The 14,307-nt window shown below is 40.3% G+C and carries 15 protein-coding genes; 10 read left to right on the top strand and 5 right to left on the bottom strand.

Going from position 1 to position 14,307, the window contains the following annotated elements:
* The first annotated feature begins 361 nt into the window (after window positions 1–361).
* The 9 genes from AC0KTX_RS07180 to AC0KTX_RS07140 all read left to right on the top strand — a co-directional run bounded on the left by AC0KTX_RS07180 (window position 362) and on the right by AC0KTX_RS07140 (window position 10,599).
* On the top strand, window positions 362–1,630 hold the full coding sequence (locus AC0KTX_RS07180; RefSeq protein WP_474251534.1) for a dicarboxylate/amino acid:cation symporter: 1,269 nt from the start codon (window positions 362–364) through the stop codon (window positions 1,628–1,630).
* 165 nt (window positions 1,631–1,795) lie between these two features.
* Complete coding sequence (locus AC0KTX_RS07175; protein ID WP_474251538.1) at window positions 1,796–2,773, top strand: sugar-binding protein; 978 nt, start codon at window positions 1,796–1,798, stop codon at window positions 2,771–2,773.
* A complete protein-coding gene (locus AC0KTX_RS07170; protein ID WP_474251533.1) occupies window positions 2,770–4,197 on the top strand; it encodes a sensor histidine kinase in 1,428 nt (475 codons plus the stop codon). Before AC0KTX_RS07175 ends, AC0KTX_RS07170 begins: the two co-directional genes overlap by 4 nt.
* The gene (locus AC0KTX_RS07165; protein WP_474251532.1) at window positions 4,194–5,591 is read left to right on the top strand and encodes a response regulator transcription factor; all 1,398 of its coding nucleotides are present in this window, start codon (window positions 4,194–4,196) and stop codon (window positions 5,589–5,591) included. Before AC0KTX_RS07170 ends, AC0KTX_RS07165 begins: the two co-directional genes overlap by 4 nt.
* A 101-nt stretch (window positions 5,592–5,692) precedes the next feature.
* Complete coding sequence (locus AC0KTX_RS07160; protein WP_474251531.1) at window positions 5,693–6,982, top strand: ABC transporter substrate-binding protein; 1,290 nt, start codon at window positions 5,693–5,695, stop codon at window positions 6,980–6,982.
* An 88-nt stretch (window positions 6,983–7,070) separates the two neighbouring features.
* Window positions 7,071–7,973: a carbohydrate ABC transporter permease gene (locus AC0KTX_RS07155; RefSeq protein WP_474251537.1), complete on the top strand. Its 903-nt coding sequence runs from the start codon at window positions 7,071–7,073 to the stop codon at window positions 7,971–7,973.
* Window positions 7,973–8,794 (top strand): carbohydrate ABC transporter permease, encoded by an 822-nt coding sequence (locus tag AC0KTX_RS07150; RefSeq protein ID WP_474251530.1) that lies wholly within the window; start codon window positions 7,973–7,975, stop codon window positions 8,792–8,794. The genes AC0KTX_RS07155 and AC0KTX_RS07150 overlap by 1 nt, the downstream gene beginning before the upstream one ends.
* Window positions 8,795–9,028: 234 nt before the next feature.
* Window positions 9,029–9,979, top strand: coding sequence for a mannose-6-phosphate isomerase, class I (gene manA, locus AC0KTX_RS07145; RefSeq protein WP_474251529.1), 951 nt, complete (start codon window positions 9,029–9,031; stop codon window positions 9,977–9,979).
* 332 nt (window positions 9,980–10,311) lie between these two features.
* Complete coding sequence (locus AC0KTX_RS07140) at window positions 10,312–10,599, top strand: PTS sugar transporter subunit IIA (protein WP_474251528.1); 288 nt, start codon at window positions 10,312–10,314, stop codon at window positions 10,597–10,599.
* Between the two features lie 321 nt (window positions 10,600–10,920).
* Here AC0KTX_RS07140 and AC0KTX_RS07135 read toward each other — a convergent pair whose 3' ends face one another.
* The 5 genes from AC0KTX_RS07135 to AC0KTX_RS07115 all read right to left on the bottom strand — a co-directional run bounded on the left by AC0KTX_RS07135 (window position 10,921) and on the right by AC0KTX_RS07115 (window position 13,566).
* Window positions 10,921–11,133 (bottom strand): hypothetical protein, encoded by a 213-nt coding sequence (locus AC0KTX_RS07135; RefSeq protein WP_474251527.1) that lies wholly within the window; start codon window positions 11,131–11,133, stop codon window positions 10,921–10,923.
* On the bottom strand, window positions 11,130–11,570 hold the full coding sequence (locus tag AC0KTX_RS07130; protein WP_474251526.1) for a hypothetical protein: 441 nt from the start codon (window positions 11,568–11,570) through the stop codon (window positions 11,130–11,132). The genes AC0KTX_RS07135 and AC0KTX_RS07130 overlap by 4 nt, the downstream gene beginning before the upstream one ends.
* A 114-nt stretch (window positions 11,571–11,684) precedes the next feature.
* Window positions 11,685–11,807 carry a hypothetical protein gene (locus AC0KTX_RS07125; RefSeq protein ID WP_474251525.1) on the bottom strand — a complete coding sequence of 41 codons (123 nt, stop codon included), beginning with the start codon at window positions 11,805–11,807 and terminating at the stop codon, window positions 11,685–11,687.
* A gap of 2 nt (window positions 11,808–11,809) precedes the next feature.
* The gene (locus AC0KTX_RS07120) at window positions 11,810–12,145 is read right to left on the bottom strand and encodes a PadR family transcriptional regulator (protein ID WP_474251524.1); all 336 of its coding nucleotides are present in this window, start codon (window positions 12,143–12,145) and stop codon (window positions 11,810–11,812) included.
* Window positions 12,146–12,690: 545 nt separating this feature from the next.
* Entirely contained in the window at window positions 12,691–13,566 is an 876-nt protein-coding gene (locus AC0KTX_RS07115; protein WP_474251523.1) for an alpha/beta fold hydrolase, read from the bottom strand.
* 170 nt (window positions 13,567–13,736) lie between these two features.
* On the opposite strand from AC0KTX_RS07115, the gene AC0KTX_RS07110 reads away from it, so the two are divergent.
* A complete protein-coding gene (locus AC0KTX_RS07110; RefSeq protein WP_474251522.1) occupies window positions 13,737–14,279 on the top strand; it encodes a competence protein ComK in 543 nt (180 codons plus the stop codon).
* The last annotated feature ends 28 nt before the right edge of the window (window positions 14,280–14,307 follow it).

The following is a 14,307-nucleotide window of genomic DNA, read 5'->3' as shown; positions in this document are numbered from 1 at the left end:
CGTCAATGTAAGATATACACATATTTAAGAAATAATGTTAGAAACTTTGTCGAAAAATATTTTTTTGACACCCCTGAGACGGCTACAACCGTTGATATATCAACATTTATAGAGGGAGGGAAAAACGAAGCGATGATGCTCATTGAAAAAATTGCAAATAAATAACCGTAAATCTCCCAAATCTCCCGGAGCCTTCTTATCCCAGAGATCCAAACTTTGACAGCTATTATTTTTGAACGAACGAGACCAAAAAGACCAAAAAGATTAATAAAACCACAATCTTAACACAATTGTAAAATTCAATTAACATAGCAGTAACATTACTTGTAAGCGTTATCAGAATGATAGGGGGGAGAAGGGAATGCGAATCAATTTTAAAAATTTAACTGTTCAAGTTATTATTGGGATTTTATTAGGGATTGCAGTCGGTTTCTTATTTCCCGAGTTTGGGGCAAAATTAAAGATTTTGGCAGACATTTTTATTAAACTCGTAAAAATGGTGATTGCCCCGATTGTCTTTTTCACCGTGGTCATCGGGATCGGCTCGATGGGAGATTTAAAGAAAGTAGGAAGAATCGGTGGAAAAGCTCTCATTTATTTCGAGATTGTCACAACTTTTGCGTTAGCCATCGGGATCATTGTGGTGAACATGGTGAAACCCGGAATGGGATTTAACATTGATAGCGTTCAAAAAGGCGATATTTCTCAATATACGGAGCAAGCAAAAGAAACCAGCCATGGCGCATTGGAATTCATCATGAGCATTGTTCCCGAAAATGCACTAGGGGCGCTTGCCAGCGGAGATCTCTTGCCGATATTATTCTTTGCGGTCCTGTTCGGATTAGCAGCGGCAAGGTTGGGAGAAAAGGCGAAACCTGTGATTTCACTTTTTGAACAATTGACGAACATCTTTTTTGGCATTGTGAATATGGTGATGAAAATTTCGCCGATTGCCGCATTTGGCGCAATGGCGTATACGATCGGGAATTTCGGCCTCGGATCGCTTGTGTCGCTAGGAAAATTAATGGGATCTGTTTACTTGACAATGTTTTTATTTATTATCGTTGTGTTAGGGTTGATTGCGAGATTTTACGGATTTAACATTTTCAAATTTATTGCCTACATTAAAGAAGAAATTTTGCTTGTGCTTGGAACATCCTCATCAGAATCGGCTTTGCCAAAAATGATGGAAAGGCTTGAGAAGTACGGTTGTTCCAAATCAGTTGTAGGTCTCGTAGTTCCAACAGGTTATTCTTTCAATCTCGATGGAACATCGATTTATCTTTCTATGGCGGCTATCTTCATTGCCCAGGCGTATGGGGTTGATTTAACCATTTGGCAGGAATTGACTCTTCTCGGGATTTTAATGCTGACTTCAAAAGGCGCAGCCGGTGTTACCGGATCCGGGTTCATTACATTAGCCGCTACATTGGCTGCTTTTCCGATGGTTCCTGTTGAGGGCATTGCGTTGCTCATAGGAGTTGACCGTTTTATGTCGGAGGCTCGTGCGATTACAAATTTAATCGGCAACGGCGTCGCAACGGTGGTTGTTTCAAAAATGGAAGGAGAGTTTCATCCGGAAGGCGCTTCAAAAGAAGAACCAGCTTCCAGAGCGTCAAGCGCCGTTTAGAAATGATCATTTGCATGATAGTTTTACAACCAATCAAATCAAGGATGTCCTAATAATGGGCGTCCTTTTTTGCTTTTCATAGAAACGGAATTATTTTCTATTACCCGATCATCATCTATCTCATTTAAAATAGAAAAAGTAAAGCGTTTTCAACAAAGGAGGAGGCTGCTCATGCAGAAGCTGTTATACATTATGTTGGCTATTTTATTTTGTATTAGCTTTTCTTTTACGCTTTACTTCGGAAAAAAGACTTTTCACGTCCGGAAAGAAGCCTTGCAAGAAAAGCCTGAATATCAATATCATTTTGTGCTCATCCCTGAAGAAGTGGATAACGAATATTGGAGAATTGTTGAACAAGGCGCCCGTTCGGAAGCGGAAAAACATCGTGTTTACCTTGAATATTTAGGTCCGAAGCAGGCGAATAATGAGGATCAATTAAAAACGATTGATAAAGCGATTGCCGGAAAAGTCGATGGGATCTTGACACAAGCGGTTTCCGATCGTGATTTTACCTTCCTGATCAATAAAGCGGTTGAAAAGAGGATACCTGTCATTACCATTGATACGGACGCACCGGACAGTGAAAGGGTTGCATACATCGGTACGGACAATTATTATGCCGGTTACTTGGCAGGGCAAGCGCTATTGAGTGATACAAAAGGCGAGCAATATGTTGGAATCGTGATCGGACGATATAGCGGTATTCACCAAAAATTACGGGTTCAAGGATTTCGGGATGCAGTAAAAAAAGAAAAAAGAATTCATATTGTCGGAATAAAAGAATCAAAGATTACCAAAGTCGGAGCCGTGCAAGCAACTTATGATTTGTTGAAGGAGCATCCGAATTTAACCGCTGTTTATGGAACCAGTTCTTTGGATGGTATTGGAATAGCCCGGGTTGTTAAAAACCGATTGCCTCATCGGGATTTGTATATTATAGCCTTTGATACGCTTCCGGAAACGATTCGTTTAATAGAAGAAGGAACGATTGATGCAACTGTTGTCCAATATCCATATGAAATGGGAAAAAAAGGGGTTGACATGCTGTTGAAGCTGAAAAAAGGAGAAAGAATCGAACCGATTCTCTATACAGAAACGAAAATTATCAGAAGGAAAGATATTTCAAAAGGTGACCGATCATGACAACCATCCGCAGCAAACTATTCGTATATTTTTTTGCCTTTGTCATCCTTTTCAATGTCGTTTCCATCTCCGTTTATGCAAGCACGCAGCATTTTATGAATCAATACCAATCCAGCTTTGAACGATTTTTAATTTTAAATGATATTTCGCAAACGGTGAGCCGTCTATATGAAAATGTCAATGGCTACGTAGTGCAGAAAAATGCGGAAACACTGGGCCAGTTTTTTAAAGAAAGGAAAAAATTGCTGGAACAAAAAAGGGAAATTGAAAATGGTTTCGAATGGCTTGAACAACAAGAGTTAAATAAGTATGTTCATATGATTGATACGCTCGCAATGGAAGCGGAAATGACGATCGGGTTTGTCATGCGCGAGGATATCGATCAATACACCGTTCATTTGCGGGAAACTAGAAATATATCTTCTTATATTCAGGAAACAACCCTGAATGTCATTGATTTGGAATTATCAAAATACCAAGCCTTTAATGCCGATATGAAAAAGAGAAACGAAGCATTCAAGTGGTTTTCTTTGTCTTTGTTTACTACCACAGTGCTGCTGGCCATCTTTTTTGCGGTGCTTTTTTCCAGAAGCATCAATGTACCGATTCAAATGTTAACGGATGCGGCAAAAGAAGTGGCAAAAGGAAATTTTCACGGCGCAGATCTTTCCATTCGCTCCAATGATGAACTAAAGTTTCTTGGCGAAACGTTCAACCAGATGAGAAAAAATATTCGCAAATTGATTGAAGAAATTAAGGAAAAGCATGAATTGGACCGCCTGTTAAAGGAAATGGAGCTCAAACATTTACAAAACCAAATCAACCCGCATTTCTTATTTAACACATTAAATACGGTCTCACGGATGGCCTATTTGGAAAATGCCCAAGTCACTTCCAGGTTAATACAATCGGTGTCCACTTTGCTCCGTTATAGCTTGGGACATTTAAAACATTCTGTTCCATTACGTGAAGAAGTGAAAGTGGTGAAAGAGTATTTTCATATTCAAAAAACGAGATTTGCCGATCGAATTGCATTTCAAACGGATATTGATGAACAGCTTTTGGATGTTCAGATTCCGAGCATGACGCTGCAGCCGCTTGTCGAAAATGCCTTCATACACGGAATTGAACCGATGGAGGACGGAGGAATCATCAGGCTGAAAATTTATAAAAAAGATCATCGCATTATAGTGGAGGTGGCGGATAACGGAGCAGGGATGACGAAAGAGCAGCTTCAGCGATTGCTGCAAACAAACAAAGATAGCCACAGCAAGCCTGCCGGTCATACAACAGGTCTTGGGGTTCATAATGTGATTCGAAGGCTTGAACTGTTTTATCAGAGAGAAGATGTTGTCGAAATCCATTCGGAGCCCGGAAAAGGGACTCGTATCTTGCTCAAACTGCCGAAGGAGGGAAGAACATGAATGTCGTGATCGTTGATGATGAAATGCTGGAACGAAAGGCGATGGCCAAATTTTTAGAGGAGAGCTTTCAAACAATAAAGGTAGTTGGAGAAGCGGCGACTGGAAGGAAGGCGATTGAACTGGCCGAAAAGCTCTCGCCCGATTTTATGATCATGGATATTAAAATGCCGGGCATTGACGGATTGGAGGCAATCAAACAAATCCGAAAAATCGATCCGTCTATTAAATTTATTATGGTATCTGCTTATGACTCGTTTGAGTATGCCAAAACGGCTATGAAAGAAGGGGTGAAAGAATATATTTTAAAACCGGCTGCCAAAAAAGAAACGGTGGAAGCAGTCCTGCGCATTTGCAAAGAAATAGAAGAGGAACGGAAAGAAAGAGAAAAGGCGCTCTCAGTCGTCAAAGAGCATTTTTTGCTGAAGCTGATTCAATTTGAAGTGGAGGAAATGCTTTTTCGCGAGCTGTTTCCTAAAGCGGCCTCCGGTTTTTTTTACGTGATCGAAGCAATTGGACGCTCTAAAACATATGATCAGGCTAAAAAAATGCTGGCGGAGACATCCGCTTTTTCAACGATCACCTATGAACTGAATCATCAGCTCATTTCACTTTGCGTATCGGAAGAAAAAGAAAATCGGGCAAAGCCAGAAGCGCTGTCATTGGCAAGAAAACTGCATCTTGCTTACGAAGGAGAGCTTTATGTCGGAATCGGTCAATTATATGACAACGCTCAAGCTTTTCCAAAATCCTACCTGGAAGGCCTGAAAGCTGTAAATTTCTTAAAAAAGGAAGCAAAGGCCGGCTACGGATTTCCTCCCGACCAATTGAAACAGAGCAATCTATTGGAAAACGAATGGCTGGAGGCGGTAAACAGAGGTGAAATCGTTCAGGCAAAACAATATTTTTCCATATTGCGAAAGGAATATGGAGAAATTGAATTATACATCAAAGCGCGCCAATTTCTCGAACAAAAAGGGATCGATATTTCCGATTTTCATTTTTCGGAACCGTTTGATTGGGACGAATTTTTGCGCATTTCTTGCTATCGCATGCAGGAAATCCACCGCTCAAACGATCCGATTGAACGGGCAAAGCGGTATATGAAAGAACACTACCATAAACAAATCACTCTTGAAGAGGTCGCAGAATTTTCCGGTTTAAGTCCGACGTATTTCACCAAATTGTTCAAAGAAACTTTGGGAAAAACATTTATCGATTTTTTAACCGATCTCCGTTTAACAAAGGCAAAAGAACTTCTTGAAAAAAATGAACATCATTTAAAAGAAATCAGCTATATGGTCGGCTATAAAGATCCAAATTATTTTAGCCGTGTTTTTAAAAAACAATTTCAAATGTCCCCCAAGCAATTTCAAAAACAGATCTTAAAAAAATGAAGAAATTCGTAAAAAAGTGAAGGGAACGTCTTCCGAAGATCAGAGCGGGGCTCTCTATAATGTAATTGTAAGCGGTATCAATAAAGTGAGGGGGATTTTGGATGAAAAAGGGTTTGATCTTGTCTTTCCTTCTTGTTTTTGCAATGATGCTTTCCGCATGCGGAGGGGGCAATTCGTCTTCCTCATCGGAAAGCGAAGGGGCAAAAGAGAAAGGGAAAGAAAAACTGGAAATTTTCAGCTGGTGGACAGGAGCCGGCGAAGAAGACGGGCTTAAAGCTTTAATTAAGCTGTTTGAAGAGAAATATCCCGATATTCCGGTTGAAAATGCAGCGGTAGCAGGCGGGGCGGGAACAAATGCCAAGGCAGTGCTGGCGAGCCGCATGCAAGGAAATGATCCGCCGGCTACATTCCAAGTTCACGGAGGATCCGAATTAAATGACAGCTGGGTGGCAGCGGGAAAAATGGAATCGCTGAATGATTTGTATCAGGAGCAAGGATGGATGGATAAATTTCCGGAACAGCTTATCCAAATGGTAAGCAAAGACGGCCATATCTACTCCGTGCCGGTGAATATCCATCGCGGCAATGTGCTTTGGTATAATAAAAAGATTTTTGAAGAAAATGGACTGCAGCCGCCAAAAACGTTCGACGAGTTTTTCAAAATGGCCGACCAGTTAAAAGCGAAAGGAATTACGCCTCTAGCATTGGGAGATAAAGAGCCGTGGACCGCAACACACATTTTTGAAACCGTTTTATTAGGCGTCTTAGGGCCTGAAGGGTACCAAAAGCTTTGGGCAAAAGAAATTTCCTTCGATGATCCGAAAGTGAAAGAAGCGGCGGAAATTTTCAAGAAAATGCTGTCGTATATCAATGAAGACCACAGCTCCCGCAACTGGCAGGATGCTTCGCAGCTTGTCGGAAACGGTGAAGCAGCGATGAACATCATGGGCGACTGGGCTAAAGGCTATTTTGTAAACGATTTAAAACTAAAAGTCAACGAAGATTTTGGATATGCCGCAACGCCTAATACAGAAGGGAATTTTGTCGTCATTACCGATACTTTCGGTCTTCCAAAAGGGGTGAAAAATCCTGATGATGTGAAAAAATTCTTAAGCGTATTAGGATCTGTCGAAGGTCAAGATACGTTCAACCCGCTCAAAGGATCCATTCCTGCGCGAATAGATGCGGATGTATCAAAATATGACCAATACGGAAAAGATACAATCGAAGATTTTCAATCTTCCAAACTGGTGCCAAGCCTTGCTCATGGGTCAGCGGCTCCTGAAGGATTTGTGACGAAAGTGAACCAAGCTGTCAATATTTTTGTTACGCAAAAAGACGTTAATCAATTGATTGATTCGCTTAAAAATGCAGCAGCTGAACTAAAATAGGTTTGCAACACGGGAGGGATGCAGCATGGAAACGGCAAGAGGCGCAAGCGTGCATTCCCCTGTCAAGGTTGATGCGAAAAAAAGACGAATGACGAAGGATCAATGGACGGCGATTGCATTTTTAATGCCGTCCATCCTTCTTATCCTTATTTTTGTCTACGGATTTATCAGCTGGACAGGGTATGTTTCGCTTAGCAATTGGAACTCGCTTGTACCTGATTTATCATTTGCAGGACTGAAAAACTATCTTTATTTGTTTCACGATTTTCGCTTCCAAGCCGATCTCCGGAATACAATTGTCTTTACCATTCTTTTTATCGGACTTGTCATATTATTAGGGATGGGGTTAGCAATATTGCTTGATCAAAAATTGAAAGCTGAATCTGTATTCCGCAACATTTTCTTTTTTCCAATGGCGTTATCTTTTGTTGTGACCGGCGTTGTTTGGCAATGGCTTCTCAATCCTTCGACAGGCATTAATATTTTTTTAAAACCGCTCGGCATTCAACCGAAGTGGTATACGGATACAAATATTCTACTCGGTTTCCAATGGGGGAAGATTGAATTTGGCATTCCGTTCGCTGTAATTGCTATTGTGATCGCAGCTGTATGGCAAATGACAGGCTTCTCTCTAGCAATGTATTTAGCCGGCTTGCGAGGAATTCCTGATGAGATCCGCGAAGCGGCCAGAATGGATGGAGCGACGGAATTTCAAATTTACCGGAAAATCATCATTCCGCAATTAAAGCCGATCACCATGAGCGTCATTATTGTGATGGCGCATATTTCACTGAAAATTTTCGATTTAATTTATGCGATGACAGGACCGGGTGCGAACTTTGTCACAGATATGCCTGGGGTATACATGTTTGAAACAACGTTCAGAGGAAATTATTATGCAAACGGGGCAGCGATTGCCATGATCATGCTCATCATGGTTGCCGTCTTCATCGTTCCGTATCTTTGGAACAGCAGGAAGGGGGATTCCTAATGGTATTATCGAAAATAGGGAAACCGATTGTTTATGTGATTTTACTTTTTTTTAGCGTCTTTTTTCTTCTTCCTGTATACGTTATGGTGATGACTAGTTTGAAGCCGCTTGATGAAGTGTCTTTGGATAAAATGTGGGCGCTGCCGACGATGATAGATTTTTCGAGTTATCAAGAGGCTTTTATGAAACTGGCGCCTAATTTTATCAACACGATTTATTTGGTCATACCGGCAACACTTTTATCGGCACTGTTGGGCGCAATGAACGGCTATGTCCTTTCAAAATGGAAGTTTAAAGGTTCAGAGACGGTTTTCACGATCATCTTGTTCGGAATGTTTATTCCTTATCAAAGCATCTTGATTCCTCTTATTCAATTTTTGCGGGGAACAGGTTTATATAATACGATACCGGGGCTTATTTTTGTTCACGTTGTGTACGGAATACCGATTACAACGCTCATGTTTCGCAATTTTTATGCCAATATTCCGGATGAAATGCTGGAATCGGCGCAAATTGATGGCGCAAACTTTCTCGGCATTTTCCGGCATATTATGATCCCTCTCTCCATCACGGGATTTGTGGTTGTGGCGATATGGCAATTTACAAACATTTGGAATGAATTTTTATTTGCAGTCACCATTACGACTTCTGATCAGCAGCCGGTGATGGTGGCGTTGCAAAATTTGTCTGGAAGCCAAATTGTTCAATGGAACGTGCAAATGGCTGGCGCTCTGTTGGCTGCACTACCTACTCTTCTCGTTTATACATTGCTCGGGAAATACTTTGTAAGAGGCTTGCTTGCAGGATCTGTGAAAGGATAGACGGGGCTGTCTAAAAAGGCCATTTTCATGTTATATGTTTCCAAATAAAAGGCCCAAGAATGTTGATATAACAGCATTCTTGGGTTTTGCTTTATTTATGATTTAGGCTGAAAAACACTTTTCAGACAACCCCGCCTTTTTCTATTTGACTGAAGAAGCATTTTAGTATAGAAAAACTGTTAGGAACGATTTAATATAGAAAACGAAGGAATTCGCGAAAAGGAAGTGGATCCAATGACACAATCGCCAATATTTTTAAAGCCTGTTTTTAAAGATCGGATCTGGGGAGGAACCCAGCTTCGGACCAAATTCGGTTACGATATCCCTACGGAAACGACAGGTGAATGCTGGGCAATTTCCGCTCATCCTCACGGCCAAAGTGTTGTAGCGGAAGGAGAATTGAAAGGGAAAACGTTGGGGGAACTGTGGGACAGCAAGCGGGAACTCTTCGGCGGAATCAAAGGTGACAAATTTCCGCTCCTGACCAAAATTTTGGATGCGAACAAAGATCTCTCGGTGCAAGTTCATCCTGATGATGAATATGCCAATAAACATGAAAACGGCGAATTAGGAAAAACAGAGTGCTGGTACATTATTGATTGTAAAAAGGATGCTGAATTAATTTACGGGCATCATGCGAAAACAAAAGAAGAACTTGTTTCCATGATTGAAAAAGGGGAATGGGACAAGCTGCTTCGCAAAGTGAAAATCAAACCCGGCGACTTCTTTTACGTTCCGAGCGGCACCATTCATGCTCTTTGTGAAGGCACGCTTGTTCTTGAAACGCAACAAAGTTCCGATACTACATACAGGGTGTATGATTATGACCGTGTTGACTCAAACGGAAACAAACGGAAATTGCACTTGAAGCAAGCAATTGACGTTGCAAAAGTTCCACACGTTGATGGGAAATCAGAACGGTCTGTGAAGAAAAAAGATGGCGCTGTCATTACGACATTTGTGCAAAGCCAGTTTTTTTCTGTTTACAAATGGGAAATAGACGGCAAAGCCGATTTCGAACAAGACCAGCCGTTCCTGCTTGCAAGCGTTATTGAAGGAGAAGGCGCACTCATCCATCAAGAACAGGTCTATAAACTGAAAAAGGGAACTCATTTTATTCTGCCAAGCCAAGTCGGTCGGTTTTCCATCCAAGGCCAATGCGAGCTTATTGTCTCACACGTATAAGAAAACGCCGCATTTGTTTCGGCATTCATTAAAGGGCTGTCAGCTGAACAGCTCTTTTTTTATGAAAGGAAAAAGGCCGTATACAGGTGGAATCATAAAATCAAAAAAATGGTTGCGATACTGGAACTTCAACGGTAATTTTTTGAGAGTTTGTGTAAAAAAAGTCGTATATAATGACAGTGAAGCAAGGCCTTGCGCCACTTTCTGCATGAAGACTTGATTGAATGGAATTTGAAAAACGTGTCGAAGATTGAGGTTATGGATGAAATGATTTCATTAATTGAAATAAATCAATCGGGATGAGTACTAACAAGCATTGCTGAATCGGGAAAATGAAGGGAAGCACGGGAATCGGTTTTGGAATTGCCATCCCTCTTGGCAAATCGGCATCGTCCTTGGTGTCGAAAGAGGCTTTTGCCAAAAAAGAGAGAGGAATTGATTGGAACTGCCTTGACGGAGAACCAGCAAAATTGATCTTTATGATCGCTGTTCCGGAAGAAAGCGCAGGAAACGAACATTTCAAAAGATTGCAGCTCTTGTCTCGCAAACTCATGAATGATGAATTCAGCCAAAATCTTCTTAAAGTTCAATCAAAGGAAAAAATGCTCAAGCTTTTATAAAAAAACCGGATGCAAATCCGGTTTTCATACTGGTAAGAGAGGCTCAAAAAGTCAGTTACCCTGACATTTTGGGTTGTCCAAAAATGGTTTTTTAGTCCAATCATGAAAAAAGTAAGACCAAAGAATGCTGTTAAATCAACATTCTTTGGTCATATATTTGGAAACATGTGACATTAAAATTGGCTTTTCAGACAGCCCCGTTCGTTTTTCGATGAGGAAAGATTGTTCTATTCTCAAGCCAACACTTTGTTTATATTTTTTTAACAGATTGAATATAGAGCAATGATGGCTCCCTTTACAAAAACGCTTTTTCTGCTCATCTTAATGTTTTACTCTTTTAGTTTGCATCCAGTATTCAATAAACATCTCCAAAGCTACGGCAAATATAAAGACAATCCATGCATACTTAATGGAAAATACCATCCATATAAGAGCGAATATTGCAAAAGTTAAAATCCAGAGGGCTCCGGATAATAATCCTCTTTTTGTCATCAATTCCGGGTCGCTGTACTTTTTGGCATAGTGTTCCATCATGTTTGTTGCTCTTTTAAGACCCACGGTTTGTACCGTTTTTTTTCCGCAAGAATTAAAAAGGCAATGATGGCGAGAGCAGGAATGACAAATGGAATGATTGTGCCAAGGACCATTGTCCATGTGCCCTCATCCATAAAATATTGGATGGCAGAAATATTCAGGCCGGCCAATACAGATCCTGCCGCCAGTGCATAAATGAGAGCACGTTTCCATGACATCGGATAGTTTCTCTTAGTTTCTTGTGTAAGTCCAAGGAAGACAAAAGCTGTTCCCGATACAACAAGGAAGGGTAATAAGGCCGAAACGCCATAGAAAAATTTTTCAGTTGAAAAATAGGTGATGAGTGCAGAAATAATTCCGAAAAGAAGAACTGCTCCTGCTGCTGCATATCCGAATGCATGTTTTAAACTGGTTTTCACTCCCTGTTGAATATACATGTTTCCAATCACCTCGTTCCGTTTTTGCCTGCTGATTTCATCTGCAATTGTTTTAATATCCCCTAGCTCTGCTATAGCTTTCGTAAAAGCCTCCTCTTTGTTTAACCCATTATGTTACAGATCTTGAATTCGTTCGTTTAAATTTGAGATAATTTCTTCTTTAAAATCCCGCAATTCAGCTGTGTCCTCATAACCTTTAAATAAATCTTCAATATACGAATGAATCGTTTTATTCACGGTTACTCCTCCTCGAATAATTTGTTTAAGATTTTTTTGGTAAATTCCCAGTCCAATTTATTTTGATAATATTGTTTTTTGCCTTTATCGGTAATCCTGTAATATTTACGCCGTCCTCCTTGTGTTTCATCGCCCCAATAAGCAATAATGCAGCCGTCCTTTTCAAGTCTTTTATAGCTGGAATAAAGTGTGGCTTCTTTTAATTCAAATTGCCCTTCTGTTTTTTCTAAAATCGTTTTGTATATCTCATACCCATAATGATCGCCTTTTAACAGGATGCCTAAAACAATGGTATCTGTATGTCCGCGCAGAAGATCTGCCGACACTTTTCCGTGCATCGTTCAACCTCCTAATCATAATACTATCTCGGATAAATTACTATCAATTCCATATTACTATATCTGTCATAGTAATATAACAAAAAAATACCCAAGTACCATAATGAAAAACTCAAATATTACCATTAGCATGGCATGATTCTACATCAATTTAATAAAATTTTTCACTTAGAGCAGGTCGGATCCTAATATTTGTGTTAAAGCCGACTCCCAGTCCAGAGAACTTACGTCTTCTGAAGTAGAACCGCTTTGTGTCCGCTTATTTCATCTAGCAAGCAATACATTTCAAATTGTTTAGCATTTGATAATAAAGAAAGGATTTCTAAACGGTTTGTAGTTTTCATGAAGGGTATGGTCTAAATGTTTAAAGTGAAAAAATGGGGAAAGGGGGATCTATTTGGCATTCTTGCGTTGCGCATGCCTTTGCAGTGATTCATCATAAGCCACGTGAGCCGATAATGAAAATGGCAAAATCCATTTTCTCATTCATCGCATTAAAGTTGGTTAACTGCCTCCATGAGAAGGCAGTCTGTTTCCTTATGCTATTAGCGGACGGGTGGTGCATATCCCCATAAAAATTCGCCGATATATTTGTCTATTTCCCGAGATTCATGAAGCCCGCTATGAGTGACCTGTTCATCGTTGACAATGATTTCATTATAGTTTTCCCCCGGAACAATGTTCCTGACGCCTAGGGCGCTTTGCACGGGGACAACGCCGTCAGAGTGATGATAGTTAGGATTGTCGCCAACGATGTTTAAAACTATTGTTTTTAAAGAAAACTGCCTGCGATGATTATATAATTGCTGTAATGCCGCAGAGCCTGTTTTTAAATCTTTGAGCGCTTTGCCTGTATTTGCACGAAAATAAGATTCGCGATCAATGCCTTGAAAAGGGCTGCCTAAAATGACGATTTTGCTGACTGTTGGGTATTCGGCATGACCGTTTGTATCTTCAATATATTTCGTTGAGACAAGCCCTCCCATTGAATGGGCAACAATATACACGTCTTCAATGGAATAGTCTTTTTTTAACCTTTTCATCACGTTTTTCAGCCAATAGGCTGTTTCCTCGATGCTTGCACGATTATTTTCAAACACAACTTGGATCAACGGATGTTTGGAGTTGGGATGCAATGCACCATAGATATGAGCATTTCCCAAGCGATCCACTGTGATTACCATTTTTTTTGAACCCCAATGATAATGCTGTTCAAAGCGGTAGAGCATGTTTTGAAATGAACGAACAGTTCCTTTATAGCCATGAACAAACAGCGTTGGAATTTGTGCCTCAGGCGAAAGATAAGCGTTCCGAGACTCAACATGTTTTGAACGCCATGTGATGAAAACGGTCAAAACAAGAAAAAAGAAGAAAAGGCCTATATATAGCATTTGATTTTTTGCTGCGGCATTTTTTTGCATAACATGTTCACCCCACTAATATTGTACCACAACACCGTTCCTATTATCGGCAGGAAATGGTTGAAATTAACCAAAATTTTTAAAAATTTCAACAAATTTGAATAAAATTTAGTATAATAGAAATTGTAAAAAACAGTATAAAAGACTTAGGAAAAAAGGAGGAGATTTGTATGGAAAAGGTAAACGACTACATTGTGAACAGCGATACATTAGCCTTGGTACCTTTTTTCAATGAATTTGGCGAATGTTGGACAAAAGCGATTGAAAAGTATCGGAACATTCAAGTGGAACAAGCGCCGAAAACGATTATCAAAGAGAGCTGCCTTTATTATGGGGTGTCGCTTCGAGGAAGAATTGAGTCAGCCAAGAGGGTTCTTCCAGGCCACCGCATGCTTCCTGTCTGTGTGTCAGAAGTGGCCAATCTTTGTTTTATTCCGACCAGATCAATGGAAAATGCGGACTGCAAGTGGATCGCACATTCGGCTGTAAAGACCATCGTTTCGGCTGGCAAACGTTCAAAAATTATTTTAATCAACAAGGAAGAGGTGATTGTGGAAAAACAGGCATGTCTGCTTTTTAATAAGATCAAAAATGCATCCCATTTGCTCTTTACATATCTGCAAAGACTGCACGAACTAAAAGAACAAGAAACCGTTATGATTTTTGGAAAACCCTATTATTATCAGCAGACTGATCATGAATTGACCGATTAAAGTTTGCTTCTCCAGGTATTCTTTTTAG

This window comes from Aeribacillus sp. JST-2 (genome assembly GCF_056032925.1).
The sequence above is the reverse complement of the archived record's forward strand: the minus strand, read 5'-3'. Positions and strand labels throughout refer to the sequence as shown.